Below are 20131 nucleotides of genomic sequence, written 5' to 3'. Positions count from 1 at the left end.
CTTAGCTTTTAGTTAGAAGTTTGTCCATAATATGCATTAGGGCCATGTTTTCTCATAAAGTGTTTATCAATAAGCTCTTGAGGCATTTTCTTTATATAGGTTCCACCTAAGATTTCAGTGTTCCATGCCATCATTGCAATTTCTTCTAAAACTACTGCATTATGAACTGCTTCATTTGCATTTTTTCCCCAAGTAAATGGTCCATGATTTTTAACTAAAACTCCTGGTATAAAATCTGGGTTTAGGTTTTTGAATGTTTCTACTATAACTTCTCCTGTGTTGTATTCGTAGTTATTAGCTATTTCTTCAGAAGTCATATCTCTAGTACATGGAACTTCATTATAGAAGTAATCTGCTTGAGTAGTTCCATATGGTATTACGCTCTTTCCAGCTTGTGCAAAAATAGTTGCCCATCTTGAATGTGTATGAACTACTCCTCCTATATTTTTAAACTCTTTGTAAAGTCTTATATGTGTTGGAGTATCTGATGAAGGCTTGTACTTTCCTTCTACAACATTTCCATCTAAGTCAACTACAACCATATCTTCCGGACTCATTTCGTCATATTCAACACCTGATGGTTTTATTACTATCAAGCCTTTTTCTCTATCTATTGCTGATACATTTCCCCATGTGAATGTAATTAATTCATATTTTGGCAAAAGCATATTTGCTTTATAAACTTCTTTTTTTAGTTCTTCTAGCATAAATATTCCTCCTCTTTATGATGTAGTTATAAGATTTGATAGAACACTACATCCATTTCTAACGAATATTAAGACACATCATTTATTTTATTATTCTTATTTTAATATTTTTCCCCTAAATTTAGAGGTATAGAACTTTTTAATTCGTATACCTCCTAAGATGTCTTTATTCTTCTGTTACAAAGTAAAGTGCAGCTTCTCCAAGTTCTCTGTTTGCTGAAATTATTATATCTCTATCTTCTTCATTTATTACTGCAACGTTACTTGGTCCTACCCCTGCTTCAATAACTTGTGTTTTAAATGTAAGCTTTTCTTTATCATCACATTGGATAATAAATAATTCTTTTTCATTTCTTCTGTATCCACCAATTATAGTTGGGATTCCTCTTAATTTTCCACCCCATACTACATGTCCAAAATCCATTTCTTTTGGATATTTATATATAGTTTTGTATTCGCCATCTATTTTTTTATTTATTAAGAAGTTTCCTCCATGGAAGTCTTCAATTGTAACTAATTCGTCTTCTCCATCTTCATCGATATCTACAACAGCAATATCACTTGTTGGTCTATTCATTATTTGTTCTACTGACCACTCGTCTCCATCTTTTTGAGGTGGAGTTACTACAAATACTCCTTCTTCAGATGTTACAAGTCCTGCCATTTTTCCATTCCATGTAGTTCTACAGTATCCATGATTTTTAGTTAATCCTTCTTTTATAATTTTAAATTCAAAAGGAGTATTTAAATCTTCTGGAATTTCTGCTATATATATTTTTCCTGGATTACTCCAGTCATCTTTAAATTCTTTTGTTGTGCATAAAGTAGCTCCTATAAAATAGTGCTTATCTCCAGCTGATAATATATCAAATCTATGAACATATGGCATTTTAAATAAAGTTTTTACTTCAAATTTGCCATCTTCAACTGGTTTTGCCCATACTATAGTTGCATTTTCTGATTGGAAAGTTGGGAAGAAATTTTGTACTGCTAAAAAATCTCCATTTTTTCCTGGTACAGGTATCATAGACATTGTTCCACCTGGTCCATCCCAAACTGTATTTTGCTCAAACTCTTCTCCTCTATAGCTATAGCAAGGACCTTCTCCTTCTGTCGCTAATAATATATGTCTTTCTCCATCGATTACAGTGCTACTTGTTGCATAACATCTATGCAAGTTTGTAAGAAATTTCTTTTCAAATTTCATATCCTTCTCCCCCTGATACTACTTTTTTTGTTACTATTGTTAACTATTCTTATCTCAAAATTGTTAATATAAATTAACTTATTTATTTTCTTTATCAATTTGTAGATAAACTATTTTTTGTTTACTACATTTTCCATAATCTTTTGCTCTATTTCTTGCTCTGATAATAAATTTCTAAGTCCTATAACTATCGTTCCTGCTTCTTCCGCTCTCTTAAAATTGCTTTTTAAGGCATCTGAGCAAAATACTACATCATAGTTTGATGCTTGAGTTTTAGCTTCTCCAACGCTTGAATGCTTTATAGTAACTTGAATATTTAATTTTTTAAATATCTTCTCTATTTTCATTTTTATAATTTGACTTGACCCCATTCCACTTCCACATGCTGCTATTACTTTTAACATATTAATCCCTCCAAAATTTTCATATAGATTTTATTTATTTTAATGTTTAAAGATCCTATTTCTTTTGATGCTTAAATTTATTTATGTAAATTTTTAATTGCTTTCGATTCAATATTTTTTCTTTGTTTATATTATTTGTATTGGTTACATTTATTTTTATTTGTTGGCATTAGCTATTTATATTAGCTAACCACAATTTTAACAAAGTGCCAAAAATGTTAAGGAGTATATTATTATAGTGCATAATATATTGTGGTTAGCTAATTTTAAGCTATTTATTATTTTAATATGAGTGTTATTACTTAATATATTTTTACTAAATAGTAAGTTATTTAGTTATGGTTTACTTATTTTTAATCAGTTATAAATTATTAAATTTCTCCTGCTGCTTTCTCAGCGATATATTCATCATAATTTTCTGCTAACTTGAAGTATCCTTTTTTGTTCTTCATATATTGAAGTTGTGGAATAGCTAGTAATGCTATTATAGCGATACCTACTCCTACGTATTGTAATTTGTTCATTAATATACCAATTACTGGCCAAACTGTTGCAAAGTCGAAGTTTCCATGCCATCCTCCAAATTGTGCTAATTGGAAGTAGTATGCTGCAAAAGCTCCACCTATAACTTGGATTACTCCTGATGCAAATGGTATAATCATAGCTGCTCTTAAACCACCTTTTTTGTTTGCAAATACTGCAAAAGTAGCATTATCAAAGAATACTGGTACGAAACCTGTTATTATTAATACTGGGCTCTTAAATACGATTAACCCTAAAATTGCTATGAACTGTCCTATAGCTCCAAATATAAATCCTATAGTTACTGCATTTGGATGTCCAAATCCATATACTGCTGCACAGTCTACAGCTGGTACTGAACCTGGAAGTAATTTGTTTGATATACCTTGGAATGACTCAGTAAGTTCTGATACGAACATTCTAACTCCAAGTTGTAATATACTTAAATAAACTGCAAAGTTAAGTGATTTTTCCATAATGTAGAATATAAAGTTTCTATCTGCTTTAAATCCTGCATCTATTTTGTGTAATAGATCTGGTCCTAATATAAGCATTATTGCTCCAAAGAATAACATCATTAATGTACCAGTTGCGACAACGTTATCATTGAATATTGATAAGAACCCTGGTAATTCTAAATCTTCAATAGACTTTTCTTTATTACCAACTTTTCCTGCAATTTTGTCTGTTAACCAAACTCCAAACATTTGTTGATGTCCTATTGCAAATCCACCACCTTCAGTAAGCTCTTGACATGCTTCAACTGTAAGGTTAGAAGAAACTGCCCAATATGTTCCTAGAAGTAATCCTAGCATAGCTACTACTTTTGTATCTTGTAATTGTGGGAAACAGAAAAGTACTAACCATAAAACTGTTGATGATTGCTGAACCATTATATGTCCTGTTATAAATACTGTTCTAACTTTTGTTACTTTTCTAAATAATACCAATATTATGTTAAACATGAATGCTACAAGTAGAACAAGCATCATCATTGAGAATGATCTGCCTACGCTTTCAACAGCTGACTGTGCTGCTGTTTGACCAAAGTAAGGGTCAATAACTGCTGCTGTTAAATTAAAACGATCTTTAAGTCCTGCTAATATAGGTCTAAAGTTATTTACAAGTCCCCCCGCTGCTACATTTAAGATTAAATAACCAACTGTTGCTTTTATAAATCCAGCAAATGCTTCATATATAGGTCTCTTTAATAATAAGTAACCAATAAGTACTATAAATCCGACAAAGAATGCTGGCTGTGTTAAAATATTAACTTGGAAAAATTGCCATATAGAAACTATAAAATCCATTTAAAATCCCCCTTAAACTTTTGATTTTAATTTTTTAATAAAGCTTTTAGATCTTGTGCTGAATTTGAGTTTAGTAATTTTTCTACAACTTGTTGGTCTTCTACTAATTCACATAGTCCTACTAAATTTTGCATATGTTTTTCATTGTCTGTTGATGCTAATACAAAGAATAACCTTGCATCATGCTCTGCCGTCTCTCCAAAGTGAACAGGTTTTTCTGTTCTCATGAAACAAATTGCAGTATCCTTTACCCCCTTTCCTTCTTGTGCATGTGGAATACATATATTAGGAGCAATAACTATGTAAGGCCCAAAGCTTTTTACATTTTCTATTATTGAATCTACATAGCTTGTTTCAATTACCCCTTCTTCAATTAAAGGTTTACACGCAGCCTGAACTGCATCTTCCCAATTATCAAATTCTTTATGGAATGAATATCTTTTATTATCTATTAGCTCTTTTAACATATAGATTACTCCCCTTCTTCATGTACTTCTTTAGTTTTTACTTTGCAAGCTAGATATATACCTAGCTTGCAAAATGTTTACTTTTATAGGAATGAGTTGTATGGAGTATTAATTTCAACTGAGAAACAATCATCAAATCCTCTTGGATAATGATATTCTCTATTATTTTTATCTGCTGGGTAAACAAATTTACCGCCAACTTGCCAAATATATGGGTTGAATTTATATTGTAATCTGTGTTTTTTCATATCATATAGCGCTAATATTTCATTTGTATCAGCTTGGAAGTTTGACCATATATCATGGTGGAATGGAATTACAACTTGAGTATTTAAGCATTCTGCCATTCTTAATATATCCACAGATGTCATCTTATCTGTTATACCTCTTGGATTTTCACCGTAAGATCCTAATGCAACATCTATTTTGTGGTCATTTCCATGTTTCGCATAATAGTTTGAATAATGAGAGTCTCCTGAGTGATATATATTTCCACCTGGTGTTTTAATTAAGTAGTTAACAGCTTTTATATCCATATTTATTGGCATTGTTCCTACTAAATTTCCCTTTGGTGGAGCTGTAATTAATGCTGTTCTATCAAAAGATTCTAATGCAACTAATTCTATATCTTTTACTTTTACTGTATCTCCAGGTTTAACTACTATACATCTTTCTTTTGGAACTCCCCAAGATACCCATTTATCTACGCAAGCTTGTGGTCCTATAAATGGAATTGATGAATCACAGTTTTGCATAACTGCTGCAGCAACGTTTACATCAATATGATCATTGTGGTCATGTGTTGAAATTACAGCGTCTATTTCCTTTATTGCAAATGGATCTAGAACGAAAGGAGTAACTCTTAAATTCGGTTGTAATTTCTTTCCTCCACACATTCTTGCCATTTGATGTTCTGGATCTATGTAAGGGTTCTTTCTAGTCTTCTTTCCAGTTCCACACCAGAAATCTACACATATATTCGTATTTCCTTCTGTTTTAACCCAAATTCCTGTGCAACCTAACCACCACATAGCGAAAGTTCCAGGTGCAACCTTTTCTTCTTGGATTTCTTCATTTAACCATGTTCCCCATTCAGGAAATGTATTTAAAACCCATGATTCTCTTGTAATTTTTTCTACTTGTGACATTGCTATACCTCCTAAAATATATGCATTCTTAATTTATTACTTTGTAAATTTGTTATTTTATTTCTTTATTATTTTATATTTTTGTTTTTTTGTTTCTTTGCTCATTAAATTTAATTAAATGTTCTTTTTTTATTGTTACTTTTCACTTTATCTTTAATTTTTATTATTATTTTTGTTCTTTTTGTTCTTTTAGTTTGTTTTTCTTGTTTATATTTTTATAATAATCTATTTTTTCACAAAAATCAACACCTTTTTTATATTATTTTTATCTTTTCTTATTTTAATTGATTTTTATGTTCTTTTCTTTTATAATAAAGATGCAAACAATCATAATTAAACTTTAATTTGTTCATTTTATATTTTCAAGTAGTATATAATGATTTTTTTATTACAATCATGAAGAGATTCTAGTTTGTTCATCTTTAATTTTTTATACTTATAATAAGTAATAAAATTTTCTTAACAATTTATAAGAGGGGGAACTTTCATGGGTAAAAAGGGTTGGTATTCTTTAAGTAAGAAAAATAAACAGTATTTAGATTATTTAGTTTATATATTATTTGTAATATATATGATCTATTTAATTTCTACTTCTACTGATATTAGACTAAAACTTGTTTATTTATTATTTTCATTAATAATGATATGTTTTGTATTTTTACATGAATATTTGGATAAGCTTTATAAAAAAGCTATTAATGAGCTTACTGTAAGCTGTAATCCTGTTAATGGTTTAGAAACTTTATCTAAGCTAGAAAAGTATGACTTACTTAAAAGCTATAGAAAATCTATTTTAGTTTATAAACTTTTAGCTTTTAGTGATTTGAATAAGTACAATGAAATAATTGAATTACTAGAAAAGGTTACAATAAAGCCTTTTAAAGCATCTTATGATTTACTATTAATTTATTACTATAGTTTATTTCTATCTTATATAAGCCTTGATAATAGTAAAAAGGTTAAGGAATATTATAATAAATGTATGGACTTGAAAGATAGAAAAGATGTAAGAAAAAAGATTGCTCCTATTTTATCCTGGAATGAAATTTCTGGCATATATAACCTTTATCAAAAGGATTATGTGTTAGCTAAAAAGTATTTTAAAAAGGTAAATGTGACCTTACTAAATAATCGTGAGAAATATTTACATTTTTTCAATTTATCTTTGCTAAAAATCTATGATAATGATTTTATTAGTGCTAAAATCTATTTAGATGATATAAAGAATAATACTACTTCAATGTATATAACATACAAATCTGAAGTTATTTTTAAAATAAAACCTAAAAGATCGGAGGACATCTATAATGGGATTGTATAATTCACTTTCACCAAGACAACAAAAGATAATTGATTATTTGACTCAAAATAAAGAAGCTAAAACTGAAGAGTTATCTGAGTTATTTAATACAGCTCCTATTACAATAAGAAGAGATTTTAAAGAACTTGAATCTATGGGTTTGGTTCTTAGATATTACGGCGGAGCTAAAATATTAGAAGATGAGGTTTCTAATGAAACTGACATTGTTAAGATAAAAAAACAATCTATTGCTAAATATGCAGCTTCTTTAGTTGAGGATGGAGATACAATTTTTATAAATTCTAGTTCTACTGCTATTTCTATACTAGATTATTTAGAAGATAAGAGAGTTACAGTTGTAACTAATAATGGTAGAGCTCTTGAAAAGAATTTACCATCTAATATATATTTAATATTAACCGGTGGAGAAGTTTATGGTAGAAAGCATTCTATGGTTGGGGATTTAGCAATGCAAGTACTTTCAAACATAACATCTACTAAATGCTTTATGGGAGTTTCCGGAATAAAGCCTGATTACGGAATAAGTACTTCTGTTATACAAGAAACTACAATAAATAAAGAAATGATAAAGCGTTGCACTGGCCCTGTATATATACTCGCTACAAGCAACAAAATTGGAATTCATCATAATTTTTCTAGTGGTAAAATATCTGATGTTGATTATTTAATTACTGACTCAGATGCAGATCCTAAAAAAATATCTGAACTTAACTCTGCTGGAGTTAAATCAATCATAATTGATTATAATGAAAATTAATTAAGATTTAATTATTCTAGATTTAATAGATAAATTAAACTTCAAATAATTAAAGATATTGCTGACTATAAACAGATAGTAATAATAATGATGGAATTGCTAAAGCAATCGAATATTTTGTTTTAAATAAAAAATCATATGACTTAAAAATTAACTGAGGCTATATTATTTATATTACTATAAATAATATAGCCTCAGTTTTTTGCTTATATTAATTATTCATCACTCTTACCAACGCCAGATAATACTAATCCTTTATTATGGTCTAATGCCCAACTAATACCCCAATCATTTTGGAATATAAGGATATTTCTATCTTTAAAGTCTTTAACCTTTTTAGTATCTGAAGTTAGATTTAATTTATCCATATCAATATCTTTGTTTTCTATCCATCTTACATATCTAAATGAAAGTCTATCCATCTTTATATCAACGTTATATTCATTCTTCAATCTATATTCTAGAACTTCAAATTGAAGTACACCAACAACTCCAACTATTATTTCTTCCATTCCTATAAATAGTTCTCTAAATACTTGAATTGCTCCTTCTTGAGCTATTTGAGTAACACCTTTTACGAATTGTTTTCTCTTCATAGTATCTACTGGTCTTACTCTTGCAAAGTGTTCTGGCGCAAAGGTTGGAATTCCTTCAAATTTAAACTTCTTTGATGGTGCACACAATGTATCTCCTATTGCGAATATACCTGGGTCAAATACCCCAATTATGTCTCCTGCATATGCTTCTTCAACTATTTCTCTATCTTGAGCCATAAATTGTTGTGGTTGTGCTAATTTTATCTTTTTACCACCTTGCATATGGTAAACATCTTCACCCTTTTCAAATTTACCTGAACATATTCTCATAAATGCAATTCTATCTCTATGAGCTTTATTCATATTTGCTTGTATTTTAAATACAAAGGCTGAGAAGTTATCATCAAATGGATTTATTTCTCCTATGCTTGAATTTCTTGGTAGTGGTGATGTAGTCATTTCTAAGAAATGCTCTAAGAATGGCTCAACACCAAAGTTTGTTAAAGCTGATCCAAAGAATACTGGTGTTAATTCTCCTGATTTAACTTTTTCTAAATCAAGCTCATCTCCAGCTATATCTAAAAGTTCTATATCTTCCATTAACTTATCATGAAGGGCATCTCCTAATATTTCTCTAAACTTAGGATCGTCTACTGAACCTTCTACTGCATCTACTTCACTTTGACCGTGATTTCCTGCTGAAAAGGCTATAATTCTATTGTTATCTCTTTCATATACACCTTTAAACTCTTTACCTGAGCCTATTGGCCAGTTCATTGGGTATGTTTTTATTCCAAGTTCATTTTCTATTTCTTCTAATAATTCAAATGGATCTTTAGATTCTCTATCCATCTTATTAACGAATGTAAATATAGGCATTTCTCTAAGAGATGCAACATGGAATAGCTTTCTTGTTTGATCCTCTATACCTTTTGCTCCATCTACTACCATAACAGCACTATCTGCTGCCATAAGAGTCCTATATGTATCTTCTGAGAAGTCTTGGTGACCTGGTGTATCTAATATGTTAATACAATGTCCTTTATAATTAAATTGCATTACTGAGGAAGTAACTGAAATCCCTCTTTGCTTTTCTATTTCCATCCAGTCTGATACTGCATGAGTAGAAGCCTTTCTTGCTTTAACTGAACCTGCAAGCCTTATAGCTCCTCCATATAACAAGAACTTTTCTGTTAATGTTGTTTTACCTGCATCTGGGTGAGATATAATAGCAAAGGTTCTTCTTTTTTCTATTTCATTTATATAATCTGCCAAAGTAGCTTCCTCCTTAAAATTAAGTTAAGTTTTATCTCTATTTCTCTAGTTATTCATTATACCCTAAAGTTTAATAATTTAAAATGTATTTTTTTAGATTAAAAGAACTTGATATATATTCATGTAAAAATCGACTTAGAGCCTGCGACGGAGAATTTAACATAATATCTATCAAGTCCTATTTTAAAATTTTATTTACTATACACCCAATATTCAATACATTGCTCTAAGAACAGGCTTGATTTTACTTTTATAATTTCGTCCTTAGGATTACTATAAATTATGTTTCCGTTATTCTTATAATTTTTATTATCTTTATTACTATCTAAGGTATTAAAATAATTAACTCCATTTATTGTTTCTACTCCATATAGAACTAAATAATGGCCTTCTGTTGTAAAGTCTCCTTGTCTCATTAATGCAACTGCTATATGCTTCCCATCACTTACAAGTCTTTTTACCTTTAATATTTCATCTTCATTGAATTTTTCCAAATTTAGCTTATATCTTTCATCTTTCACTACATTATCAAAAAACTCTATTTCAGTGTTATTATTACAATACTCATTTTCTATTGAAAACTCTGCCATTTCAATCGGAGTTATTGCTCTATCTTTCATAGTTGATTCTATCATTGCCATAGCTGTGACTCCACAACCTGTCTTCCCTAATAAGTTATCATTAGTTTTATAAGGAAAACTTGCCCACTTTTCGTCCTCTTGATTAAAGTATTTTACTTTATTTTCGTATTTCCCATTTAATAATATATTGTAATCAATGTTTTTATCTCTAATATCATCAAAGTTTTCTTGTAGCTGGTTATTCATATATTTAGCTCTTTTATTTAAATTTTCATAGTTTTTATAATAAGTAGATTCCAAATCTTTAATTTTATCTTCATATTTTTTATCACCAGTTTCTCCATAAAGCCTCATTAAATAATCATATTGCTTTACATATACCTCTGGGTAAAACCTCTCTCTATCTATTACCTCTTCCCCATAACTTAAAGCTTTTTCATCTTCTCCTAAGGCTTCATATAAATATGATAAATTCCATATTACCATTGGATCATAAGGATTTATTTCTTTACTAATTTCTAGTAATTCAATACCTTCTTTTAAATATTCATAATTATTATTTTCATCATATTGATTTTTCTTTACCTGAGCCTTATAGAAATATCCTCTATAATCTCTTTTAAGGGAAATACTATTTGAAAAACCTAATATTTTATCTGATAAATTACTATTAACATCTATTAAATACTTCCCTAAAACTATGCTTCCTTCATAAAGGATAAAATAAATAGAAATAGTAGCTAGAACAATATATAAACCCTTATGAATTTTTATTGAGCCTTGATTAATATCATTTTCACATAAAACAACTAGAAACATAAGAAGTATTGTCATTGTACTAAAGGAAAAATCAAAATCAAGTGCAGAATGAATCATTATTGTTATATAAGCTAATAATAAATAATTTCTATTTTTCCCTTTGCTTTTAAATATAATAACTAGTCCTATAATTATTACTGCTATAAATATAATTGCATTAATAATCCCAGTATCACAAGCTATTTGTAAATAAGAATTATGTAAATACTTAACATCGTAGAAAGCTGTTGCTGTTTCAAACTGTTTATACTGAAACATATTTATCCCATTACCTAAAGGATCTGCAAATACTTCTTTAACTGAATCTCCATAATAAACAAATCTTTCTTGGAGAGTTCCTGTATATAATGAAATCTCTTTAAATCTACTAATTGTACTACTATTAGTAATAAATAATAATATTACTAATACTCCTCCAAAAGCATAGTATAGCTTATCTCTAGATTTGATATCTTTTATAAAGTAATAAATTATTATAAGCACAGGTACTATTAAGATAGAATAAATCTTAAACTTATCCATTACTATGTATAAAACAGTACCAAACCCTATTGACTCTAAAGATAAAATAAATTTAATATTATTATATCTGTACTCTACATACAATTTATAAACTATGTATAATGGCGATAATATAATAGTTGTTCTTGATCCTGTAAATAATAAAGCTAAGAATAAAATTGTTTCTATAATTCCATTAAACTTATCTTTTTCTCTAATTTGATTTAAATATAGTCCAACTAATATAAGTAAAGCATAACTATTTGCATATCCTATATTACCGAAAATTCTAATTCCTTGGTATATACCATGGTAACATATATAAAATAGGCAAGATGCTGTAATTGATAAAACTATGTACTTTAAAATGTCATCTTTATTTTCTTCAATTAAATATCTATAAATTAAATAATAAAGTGGAATATTTAGAAATAAAAATACTCCTGAAATACTTTCTATATAAGGTGAAATTATTAATTGTGATAATAAGATTAATAAACTCATTATCCCTAATGCATAGAAATACTTATTTTCTTTAAGCTTATCTTTATTCTTTATTATAAAAATACTACCCAATAAAAATAATACTAAAGAACCTAGATTTTCTTTTAATACAGAAAACATCATTATAAAAGGCAATATCCCTATTAGTATTTTAAAAATCATATTATCTCCTTAAATCTAATAATTTTAAGTTTTACACTTTAATTATCGTAAAGATTTATTTTAATTTAATTAACTCTTTTATAACCTCAATTTATAATTTAAAAATATGTTATTCATTATAATTAAAACCCATGCACTAAATTCTTAATGCATGGATTTATTATTTCATATAGTTAGATTAATTCTCAACTTCTAATTAATCTATTTTTATGCATGTTTCTTTCTTCTGATTAATAAAGTTCCACCAAATACTAAGGCAACTAATCCTAATGCGAATACTACTGAACTTGATACCACTGCACCTGTATTAGGTAAGTTTCCTTTTTCAGCTTCAATGTTACTGTTAGTATTTGATGAATTAGTATTACCTTCTGGCTTAGTTGTATTTTCATTCTTATCAATTACAAGGATATCATCTAACTTTTCAGCTATAACATATTTTGAGAAATGTGAAGTTTTAAATGTAACTTTATTTCCATCAACCTTAGTTTCCATAGCTTCAAATTTCTTTTCACCATCATTATAATAGTAAACTACAATCTTATCCTTATTTAAACCTTCTAAATCTTTATCAGTTAAGTTAATAGTTACTTCAGCTTGTCCATCCTTAAAATTATGAACAAAAGTACTTCCATTTTCCTTATTTATAACTAAATTAAAGTCAAATACTTTATTAACTCCTTTTATATCTTTAACTATATCAGAGTTTTCTATTACATCTAAACTAATAGTAACATCCTTTGCACCTTCTAAAAGGTTCTTATCTATTGTAGATAATGGTAAGTTTAATTGAACTCCATTATTTACAGTAATATTTAAAGATCCTGTTCCATTCTTTATTGACTCAACATCTTTAATAGCTACTTCTATCTTCTTAGCTGAAGATTCTGTATTAACCTTAATTTCATTCTTTTCGTTAGGATTAATCTTAGATACCTCTGCAACAACCTTATCTTCTGAAGGTTTAATTACTACATTATCGTTATTATCTGGATTTTCAGGCTTTGACGGCTCATCTGGATTGTTATTATCTTGTCCATCTTTATTAAATAATATAGTTTTTAATCCAACCCCTGTTATAATCATATTATTCTCATCATGTACATATGTTTGCATATCATAGTATGGCGATTGTGATATAAATGGTAGTTCAACTTTATCTTTAAGTTCACCATTTTCTAATTTACTTAATATTATTTTATTATCTTTTACATGTGAAACCCATGCATTTTTATTTACATCTATAGCTAAATTATCCATAACTGAGCTTAATAAATATTCTCCGGACTTTTTATATACATTATTATTTAATGTATATGAAACTAAGCTTTTTTGATTTTTATCCCAATCCATTTTTATTCCATAAATAGAATTATCATTAATTTCTTTAATTTCTCCAAGCCATCCATCTTCAACGACTATTTCCTTAGGTATTGATATTTTACCATCCTTTAGTTCATAAAGCTTATGTTTATTATCTTCATCATTTTTACTCTCAAGTATATAAAGCTTATCATCAGAATAATTTACACTTAAAATACTAAATAAATCTCTATTATTATTTCCATCTCTTATAAAATCAAAGTTATCATTATAAATTCCACTATATTTTCTAACAATACTGTGCTTTTCATTTCTAACTATAACATCAAAATTCACAGTAGAATAAGAATCTTTTAAAACTTGAGCTTTAATATCAATATTTCTTGATCCATATTCATCTACTAATATTTTATAATCTGTATTATACTTTTTATTAATTATTTCTAAAATTTGATTTTCTAAATTAGAATCCATCGGTTTCCATTCCCTACCAGAAAAGCTCCAATCTGAAAAATCTAAAGCAAAATTATCTGATAAATTTTGGTATTCAATTTTATAGATTTTATTAGTATTAATATCATATTCATAAGCATCAACTAATTTATAATCTCCATTTATTCTTTCGGATATTACAAATTGAGCCTTTACCCCGTCAATATTATACTGCTCAACCCTATCTGCACTTTCTATTTCTTTTAATACTGTTTCTTGACCATTTTCAAATAGTGAAATATAAACTTTCCCATTTGAATTATATGAAGTTACAGTTTTATTACCATATTGTAATACTTTTCTTAAATAATAATCACTTTCTACTATAGCTGATTTATTATTCTCTGCAGCATTAGCAACTGTTTGTAAAAGTTTCACAGGTAATAGCGAAATTACCATAAAGTAAGTTAAAACACTTGCTATAAATAGTTTAAACTTTTTCATTTTACCCCTCCATTGATGTATAAATTATTTGCAAATTTCATTATAATATACAAATTTTACATATTCAACTAAATTATTCATTTATTTTTTCAATTTTCCTTTAATTTGTATAATTTTATATTTTATTTTTTAATTTTATTTAATAATTAAACTCTTAAGATTATCTATTTTCATATAAACATAAGAAATACTACATAAATCTAGTTAATATATATTCATATAGTTTTTACATTAATATTAACACCAAAAAATCCAATGCTTTTTTCATAAGCATTGGATTTCTCTATTTTATCTAACTTTTTAATTCTCTCACATTCCACTTAATAAACAATATAAGTCCAAAATTAATTATAGCTGTTATAAATAAAATTATTCCTAGCGGTATTCCAAAATCTATGACTTGTCCATATAGAAATTGTCCTGGTGCTACGCTTATTGTTGCTACTGCAGTTGAAAAAGCTGAAACTCTTCCTAGCATTTCTAGTGGCACTTCTTTTTGTATAAATGTTAGCGTTAAAACATTTGACAATGAAAGAGACATCATTATCGCAAGTCCACCTATTGCAAACAAGAAAGCTATAGTATAGTTATTTGCTTTTATTCTACCTAATGTTGACATTAATATAACACCTGCAACCATTGGAAAATATGTATAATGAACCTTCTTTATTTTAAACATATTTGGTTTTACACTTATCCAAAGTCCACCTAAGATCATTCCTAAGACACATATACCTTCCACTATTCCATATACTTCTGAAGGTAAACCTAAGAAAATGTTTATAAAATATGGTGCTAGTATTGTTAATACTGGAACTAAGAATATATTACATAATGCATATGAAGCTATGATTCCAAGAATAACCTTTTTCTCTTTCGATAGATACTTGAAGGTTTTTCCCATATCTATAAAGGAATTTTTTATAAACTCCATTGATAGTATCTTGTCTTTCTTCTTTATATTTTCCTTAACTTCTGTAGATGCTGCTCCTATTTCTTCTAATTCTGAAGCTTGTGAATCTAATACTGTTGCTGCTACTTCTGTAGTTACTGTATTTTTTTCTAAAGTAACTACACCACTTGATTCTAGTTTCTCTTCCTTTACTACTACATCTGGAATATCTAAGAATAATTCCATTATTGCAGAAGCAAAAAAGCTTATGGCATTTATTATAACTATTAATTTTATTCCAACTATTCCATAAAGAATACCTGCAAGTATTGGTCCTGCAAAGTTTACTATTGACCCTACTTGATTTATTATACCATTTGCACTTGTAAGCTTATCTTCTTCAACTATTTGAGGAATTGATGCTGTAACTGCTGGTCCATATAATGTAAAGCAAATTGATAGCATAAACATTACTATAGCAACTATTACTTCATGATCTCTACCATTAAGTAATATTATTGCATATCCTCCAATTAAGAATGAGCAGAAGAAATCTAAGTAAACCATTATCTTTTTCTTATTTACACGATCTGATAACATTCCAGCAATAGGTGCAAATAAGATATATGGTATTGTTGATATTGCTAATATATTTGCAAAGGCAGCTGTACTACCTGTAAATTCTAGTAAGTATAGAGACATACTAAATCTTTGAATAGCATTACCAAACAAAGATATAATTTGCCCTATAACTATTATTATAAAGTTTTTATTTTTCATGCTCCCCCCTCAGAAGTTCGTATTCCATACATATTGGGTATTCACCATTTTCACTTGTTTGAAGGTTTGCTCCTACCCCATATATTTCTTTTAATGATTCTTTTGTTATTACATCTATTGGTCTTCCCTCACAAATAATCTTTCCCTTTTTAAGACCAATAATATTATCTGCGAATCTACAAGCATTGTTAAGCTCATGAAGAACTATTACTACTGTAATTTGCTTCTCTTTATTTAATTTTTGTAATACTTCTAAAACCTCAAGTTGATATGACATATCTAAGTAAGTTGTAGGCTCATCAAGCATGATAATATCTGTTTCTTGAGCTAAAGTCATTGCTATCCATGCTCTTTGTCTTTGTCCTCCAGATAGGTTTTCAACTTCTCTTTCTGCAAATTCTTTAAGGCCTGTTTCTTCTATTGCCCAATCAATAACTTCTTTATCATGGCTATTTAATCCACCTATCATTTTCTGGTGTGGAAATCTTCCATAGGCTACAAGTTCTCTTACTGTAAGTCCAGTAGGACATACTGGTCCTTGAGGAAGAAATGCTACTTCTTTTGCTATATCTTTTTCTTTTACCTTCTTTATATTTTTATTATTTATAAAGATATCGCCAGACTTTGGTTTATTAATTCTTGATATAGTCTTAAGAAGTGTTGACTTTCCACATCCATTTGCTCCAATTATTATACTGATTTTTCCCTTTGGTATTGATAAGCTCATATTTTCAATTATAGTATTGCTTTCATATGCAACTGATAAATTCTTTACACTAATAGCTTCCATAATTATTTCTCCTTCATCATTAAATAAATAAAATATGGTACTCCAAATATTGATACAGTAATTCCAACTGGAATTTCAATTGGAGAAAATAGATTTCTTGAAACTGCGTCTGCAAGAAGAATTATTATAATACTTATTATTGCCGAAATTGAAACAAAGTGCTTATGATAAGGACCAACTAATTTCCTCGCAATATGAGGAGATACAAGTCCTAAAAATCCAATGTTTCCTGCAAAAGCTGTTGCAGTTCCTGCTAATATAACTACATAGCTTAAAAACTTTTTTCTTTCTTTTTCTATGTTTAATCCAAGAGATATTGAAAGCTCATCTGAAAGATTTAAAACATCTAGTTTTTTATGGTTTAGTAAAACTAATATAAACATAAAAGTCACTATTGGAATTATTACTTTAGCATAACTCCATCCAGATCCCCAAAGGCTTCCTGATGTCCAAACTAACACTCTATTATAATCTCCAACTCCACCTCTAAATGTAAAGAAGGTAATAAAAGCATTAAATGCTGCATTCATTCCTATACCAATTAAAAGTAGTCTTTTTGGTCTTATTCCATTTTTGCTAGATAGCACATACATTATAAATGAAGAAATTGCAGCTCCAACTATAGCCATGAAAGGAAGAACAAAAATAGATAATGATCCAAGATCGCTATAGTAATTTGCAGTTTTGTATGTAATAAATAAAACTGCTGCAACTGCTGCTCCTGCATTTATCCCTATTATTCCTGTATCAGCTAGATCATTTTTTGTTATAGTCTGAAGTATAGATCCTGCTGTTGATAACGCAATTGCTACAAATACCCCAACTAACATCCTTGGAAGTCTTATATTTAAAACTGCTGTATTTTGAAGTTTTGTTCCATTTCCAAGTAAAGTATTTATAACTTCTAAAGGAGTTACTTTAAATGTCCCCCAGCATAATGTAACAAAAAAGGAGATAAGCAATAAGATTAGTAAAATAATTAAAACTAGTTTAAATCTTTTTTTCTTCATTATCCTCTCTCCTTTCTTGCCACTGCTATGAAAAATGGTATTCCTATAAGGGCTGTAAATACTCCAATTGGAGTTTCATATGGGTCAAATAACATTCTTGCTGCTATATCTGCATATGTTAAAAGGGTTGCCCCTAATAAAAAAGCACAAGGTATATTTCTTCTGTAATCTTCTCCTAATGTTTTTCTAACTATTTGAGGTACAATAAGCCCAACAAAAGCTATATTTTTTCCAACTGCTACTGCTGCTGCACTCATTGGTATCATAACCATAAGTGTTGTAAATCTTATTTTTTCTGGATTCTCTCCAAGGCCAATTGCAACGTCATCTCCAAGATTTAAAATATTGATTTTAGGTGATAAAAAAATTGCTATTATAAGTCCTATAACTCCTACAAAAAATACTAATTTAAAATCTGACCAGCTTGCATTTCTAAAGCCTCCAGATACCCAAAATCCTATCATTTGAGATTGATTTGATAAAAGTCCAACTATAGTTGTTAATGAAATAAAAAATGTACTCATAGCTGTTCCTGCTAAAAGTATCTTTGCAATTGAATTATTATTTGCTTTTTTAGATATAAAGGCTAAAACTATAAGACCTGTTATAAGTGCTCCTATTAAAGATGCTATCATAACATTTTTTGTATTTATTGTTATTCCTAATGCATAAAAAATTGATATTACTAAAGTTGCTCCTTGGCTAACCCCTAAAATTGATGGTTCAGCTATTGGATTTCTAGTAACACCTTGTATCATTGCACCTGTCACTCCTAAAATCCCTCCTGTAAATAATACAGAAAGTGCTCTTGGAATACGAACATCTCTAACTAACATAAGCTCAAGAGTTTCACTATAATTAAAGATACTATCCCAAATTTCTGAAAAACCAATATGGACAGATCCTAGCCTTATGGCTAGAACCATTCCTATTATTAGAAGTAACATACTACAAATTGTAAAAGCTATTGTATGTTTCTTACTTTGTTCCATTTAACATTTCACCTATTTCGTTTACTAATAGTTCTCTACCTACTGAGCTATAACCTTGGTTAAAGTATGGTGAAGCTCCTAATTTAACTACTTTACCTTCTTTAACTGCAGGTAAGCTATTCCAAATTGCATTGCTTTCAAGTTGAGCTAAGTCTTCATCAGTTGCCATTAAGAATATATAATCTGATTTAATTGATGCTAAACCTTCATATGTAACAACTGGAAGGCTAATATCACTTTGTTCTGGCATTCCTTCTGGTTTCTTAAGTCCCATGTCTTCATATAATACACTACCAAATCCTGCACCATCAAATATAAAGAATTGTCCACCACTTGCTAAGAATGAAAGATATGTTGTATCTTCACCGTACTCTTTCTTAATATTATCTCCTGCTGCTTTTGCTTTTGCTTCATAATCTTCAAGCCATTTATTTGCTACATCTTCTTTATTAAATACTTTTGCAAATGCCTTAACATCCTCTTTCCAATTTAATGCTTCTAATTTAATCATAACTGTTGGAGCAATTTCGCTTAATTGATCATACATCTTTTCTTGAACTGTTGATATAACTATTAAGTCTGGTTTTAAGTTCATAACTGCTTCTATATCCATAGTATCTTGCATGCTATATCCTAAAATTTCTGCTCCTTTTAATGTTTCTTCTAAATATGAAGGAAATTTAGTGTAATCATAAGCATCACTATTAGCAGTTCCAGTTACTTTATATCCTAATATTGATAAAATATCACTATTTCCACTTAAGTCTACTATTCTTTGAGGATTTTCTGGTATTTCTACTTCTCCTCTTACATCTGTTACTGTTATAGTCTTTTCTGATGTCTTATTCTCTGTTGTACCACCATTTGCACTACATCCTACAAGCATAATTGCAGTAACACAAGAAGCTACTATTGTTTTTAATAAATTTTTCTTCATAATTTACCTCCATACATTTCCATAACTATTTTATTTACTACTTAATCTCTGTAGTGATTGTATATGATACTCATTCTCAATTCAATACTTGCAACCAATTTAATAATTTTATCATCTATTATGATAATTTTTTATTTATAAATAATCTGTTTCTTTGATATAATAATTATAAAATTAAGTTACAAATGCTATTTTTTATTAAAAATAGTATTACCAAAACTATTATTTTTATTATAACTTCATAAATCTA

Annotated in this window: 16 protein-coding genes; 2 read left to right on the top strand and 14 right to left on the bottom strand. The window is 28.5% G+C overall.

The annotated features are described in order from the left end of the window. Positions 1 to 8 precede the first annotated feature (8 nt). The 6 genes from araD to ulaG all read right to left on the bottom strand — a co-directional run bounded on the left by araD (position 9) and on the right by ulaG (position 5765). Positions 9 to 707: an L-ribulose-5-phosphate 4-epimerase gene (araD, locus tag ACH36K_RS04640; RefSeq protein WP_322412498.1), complete on the bottom strand. Its 699-nt coding sequence runs from the start codon at positions 705 to 707 to the stop codon at positions 9 to 11. 166 nt (positions 708 to 873) lie between these two features. Continuing rightward, positions 874 to 1914, bottom strand: a complete 1041-nt coding sequence (locus ACH36K_RS04635; RefSeq protein ID WP_411169789.1) for a hypothetical protein — start codon at positions 1912 to 1914, stop codon at positions 874 to 876. A 110-nt stretch (positions 1915 to 2024) separates the two neighbouring features. After that, positions 2025 to 2318 carry a PTS sugar transporter subunit IIB gene (locus tag ACH36K_RS04630; protein WP_411169788.1) on the bottom strand — a complete coding sequence of 98 codons (294 nt, stop codon included), beginning with the start codon at positions 2316 to 2318 and terminating at the stop codon, positions 2025 to 2027. A 371-nt stretch (positions 2319 to 2689) separates the two neighbouring features. Then, entirely contained in the window at positions 2690 to 4150 is a 1461-nt protein-coding gene (locus ACH36K_RS04625) for a PTS ascorbate transporter subunit IIC (protein ID WP_411169787.1), read from the bottom strand. A 26-nt stretch (positions 4151 to 4176) separates the two neighbouring features. Further along, the gene (locus tag ACH36K_RS04620; protein ID WP_411169786.1) at positions 4177 to 4617 is read right to left on the bottom strand and encodes a PTS sugar transporter subunit IIA; all 441 of its coding nucleotides are present in this window, start codon (positions 4615 to 4617) and stop codon (positions 4177 to 4179) included. A gap of 83 nt (positions 4618 to 4700) precedes the next feature. Further along, the gene (gene ulaG, locus ACH36K_RS04615; RefSeq protein ID WP_411169785.1) at positions 4701 to 5765 is read right to left on the bottom strand and encodes an L-ascorbate 6-phosphate lactonase; all 1065 of its coding nucleotides are present in this window, start codon (positions 5763 to 5765) and stop codon (positions 4701 to 4703) included. Between the two features lie 487 nt (positions 5766 to 6252). Here ulaG and ACH36K_RS04610 point away from each other — a divergent pair, with 487 nt between their 5' ends. Both ACH36K_RS04610 and ACH36K_RS04605 read left to right on the top strand, forming a co-directional pair. Beyond that, entirely contained in the window at positions 6253 to 7086 is an 834-nt protein-coding gene (locus ACH36K_RS04610; RefSeq protein WP_411169784.1) for a hypothetical protein, read from the top strand. After that, positions 7073 to 7843, top strand: coding sequence for a DeoR/GlpR family DNA-binding transcription regulator (locus ACH36K_RS04605; RefSeq protein WP_411169783.1), 771 nt, complete (start codon positions 7073 to 7075; stop codon positions 7841 to 7843). Before ACH36K_RS04610 ends, ACH36K_RS04605 begins: the two co-directional genes overlap by 14 nt. Before the next feature lie 215 nt (positions 7844 to 8058). On the opposite strand, the gene ACH36K_RS04600 is transcribed toward ACH36K_RS04605, so the two are convergent. The 8 genes from ACH36K_RS04600 to ACH36K_RS04565 all read right to left on the bottom strand — a co-directional run bounded on the left by ACH36K_RS04600 (position 8059) and on the right by ACH36K_RS04565 (position 19881). Further along, positions 8059 to 9654, bottom strand: coding sequence for a peptide chain release factor 3 (locus tag ACH36K_RS04600; protein ID WP_411169782.1), 1596 nt, complete (start codon positions 9652 to 9654; stop codon positions 8059 to 8061). Positions 9655 to 9845: 191 nt separating this feature from the next. Continuing rightward, entirely contained in the window at positions 9846 to 12221 is a 2376-nt protein-coding gene (locus ACH36K_RS04595) for a C39 family peptidase (protein WP_411169781.1), read from the bottom strand. A 207-nt stretch (positions 12222 to 12428) separates the two neighbouring features. Continuing rightward, entirely contained in the window at positions 12429 to 14480 is a 2052-nt protein-coding gene (locus ACH36K_RS04590; RefSeq protein WP_411169780.1) for an LPXTG cell wall anchor domain-containing protein, read from the bottom strand. Positions 14481 to 14772: 292 nt separating this feature from the next. Then, complete coding sequence (locus tag ACH36K_RS04585; RefSeq protein ID WP_411169779.1) at positions 14773 to 16152, bottom strand: MFS transporter; 1380 nt, start codon at positions 16150 to 16152, stop codon at positions 14773 to 14775. Continuing rightward, complete coding sequence (locus tag ACH36K_RS04580; RefSeq protein ID WP_411169778.1) at positions 16142 to 16942, bottom strand: ABC transporter ATP-binding protein; 801 nt, start codon at positions 16940 to 16942, stop codon at positions 16142 to 16144. The genes ACH36K_RS04585 and ACH36K_RS04580 overlap by 11 nt, the downstream gene beginning before the upstream one ends. A gap of 2 nt (positions 16943 to 16944) precedes the next feature. Beyond that, positions 16945 to 17952 carry a FecCD family ABC transporter permease gene (locus ACH36K_RS04575; RefSeq protein WP_411169777.1) on the bottom strand — a complete coding sequence of 336 codons (1008 nt, stop codon included), beginning with the start codon at positions 17950 to 17952 and terminating at the stop codon, positions 16945 to 16947. Further along, the gene (locus tag ACH36K_RS04570; RefSeq protein WP_411169776.1) at positions 17952 to 18944 is read right to left on the bottom strand and encodes a FecCD family ABC transporter permease; all 993 of its coding nucleotides are present in this window, start codon (positions 18942 to 18944) and stop codon (positions 17952 to 17954) included. The genes ACH36K_RS04575 and ACH36K_RS04570 overlap by 1 nt, the downstream gene beginning before the upstream one ends. After that, a complete protein-coding gene (locus tag ACH36K_RS04565; RefSeq protein ID WP_411169775.1) occupies positions 18931 to 19881 on the bottom strand; it encodes an iron-hydroxamate ABC transporter substrate-binding protein in 951 nt (316 codons plus the stop codon). Before ACH36K_RS04565 ends, ACH36K_RS04570 begins: the two co-directional genes overlap by 14 nt. Positions 19882 to 20131: the final 250 nt, after the last annotated feature.

Source organism: Clostridium sp. MB05 (assembly GCF_046581255.1).
GTDB lineage: Bacteria > Bacillota > Clostridia > Clostridiales > Clostridiaceae > Clostridium.
Note: the sequence above shows the minus strand (reverse complement) of the source record. Positions and strands in the feature narration are given on the sequence as shown.

Excerpts from the sequence above, each read along its gene's own strand:
- ACH36K_RS04630 (WP_411169788.1), bottom strand. The coding sequence starts at position 2,318 with ATGTTAAAAGTAATAGCAGCATGTGGAAGTGGAATGGGGTCAAGTCAA.
- ACH36K_RS04620 (WP_411169786.1), bottom strand. The coding sequence starts at position 4,617 with ATGTTAAAAGAGCTAATAGATAATAAAAGATATTCATTCCATAAAGAA.
- ACH36K_RS04580 (WP_411169778.1), bottom strand. The coding sequence starts at position 16,942 with ATGGAAGCTATTAGTGTAAAGAATTTATCAGTTGCATATGAAAGCAAT.
- ACH36K_RS04610 (WP_411169784.1), top strand. The coding sequence starts at position 6,253 with ATGGGTAAAAAGGGTTGGTATTCTTTAAGTAAGAAAAATAAACAGTAT.
- ulaG (WP_411169785.1), bottom strand. The coding sequence starts at position 5,765 with ATGTCACAAGTAGAAAAAATTACAAGAGAATCATGGGTTTTAAATACA.
- ACH36K_RS04595 (WP_411169781.1), bottom strand. The coding sequence starts at position 12,221 with ATGATTTTTAAAATACTAATAGGGATATTGCCTTTTATAATGATGTTT.
- ACH36K_RS04635 (WP_411169789.1), bottom strand. The coding sequence starts at position 1,914 with ATGAAATTTGAAAAGAAATTTCTTACAAACTTGCATAGATGTTATGCA.
- ACH36K_RS04565 (WP_411169775.1), bottom strand. The coding sequence starts at position 19,881 with ATGAAGAAAAATTTATTAAAAACAATAGTAGCTTCTTGTGTTACTGCA.
- ACH36K_RS04590 (WP_411169780.1), bottom strand. The coding sequence starts at position 14,480 with ATGAAAAAGTTTAAACTATTTATAGCAAGTGTTTTAACTTACTTTATG.
- ACH36K_RS04625 (WP_411169787.1), bottom strand. The coding sequence starts at position 4,150 with ATGGATTTTATAGTTTCTATATGGCAATTTTTCCAAGTTAATATTTTA.
- ACH36K_RS04575 (WP_411169777.1), bottom strand. The coding sequence starts at position 17,952 with ATGAAGAAAAAAAGATTTAAACTAGTTTTAATTATTTTACTAATCTTA.
- ACH36K_RS04585 (WP_411169779.1), bottom strand. The coding sequence starts at position 16,152 with ATGAAAAATAAAAACTTTATAATAATAGTTATAGGGCAAATTATATCT.
- ACH36K_RS04605 (WP_411169783.1), top strand. The coding sequence starts at position 7,073 with ATGGGATTGTATAATTCACTTTCACCAAGACAACAAAAGATAATTGAT.
- ACH36K_RS04570 (WP_411169776.1), bottom strand. The coding sequence starts at position 18,944 with ATGGAACAAAGTAAGAAACATACAATAGCTTTTACAATTTGTAGTATG.
- araD (WP_322412498.1), bottom strand. The coding sequence starts at position 707 with ATGCTAGAAGAACTAAAAAAAGAAGTTTATAAAGCAAATATGCTTTTG.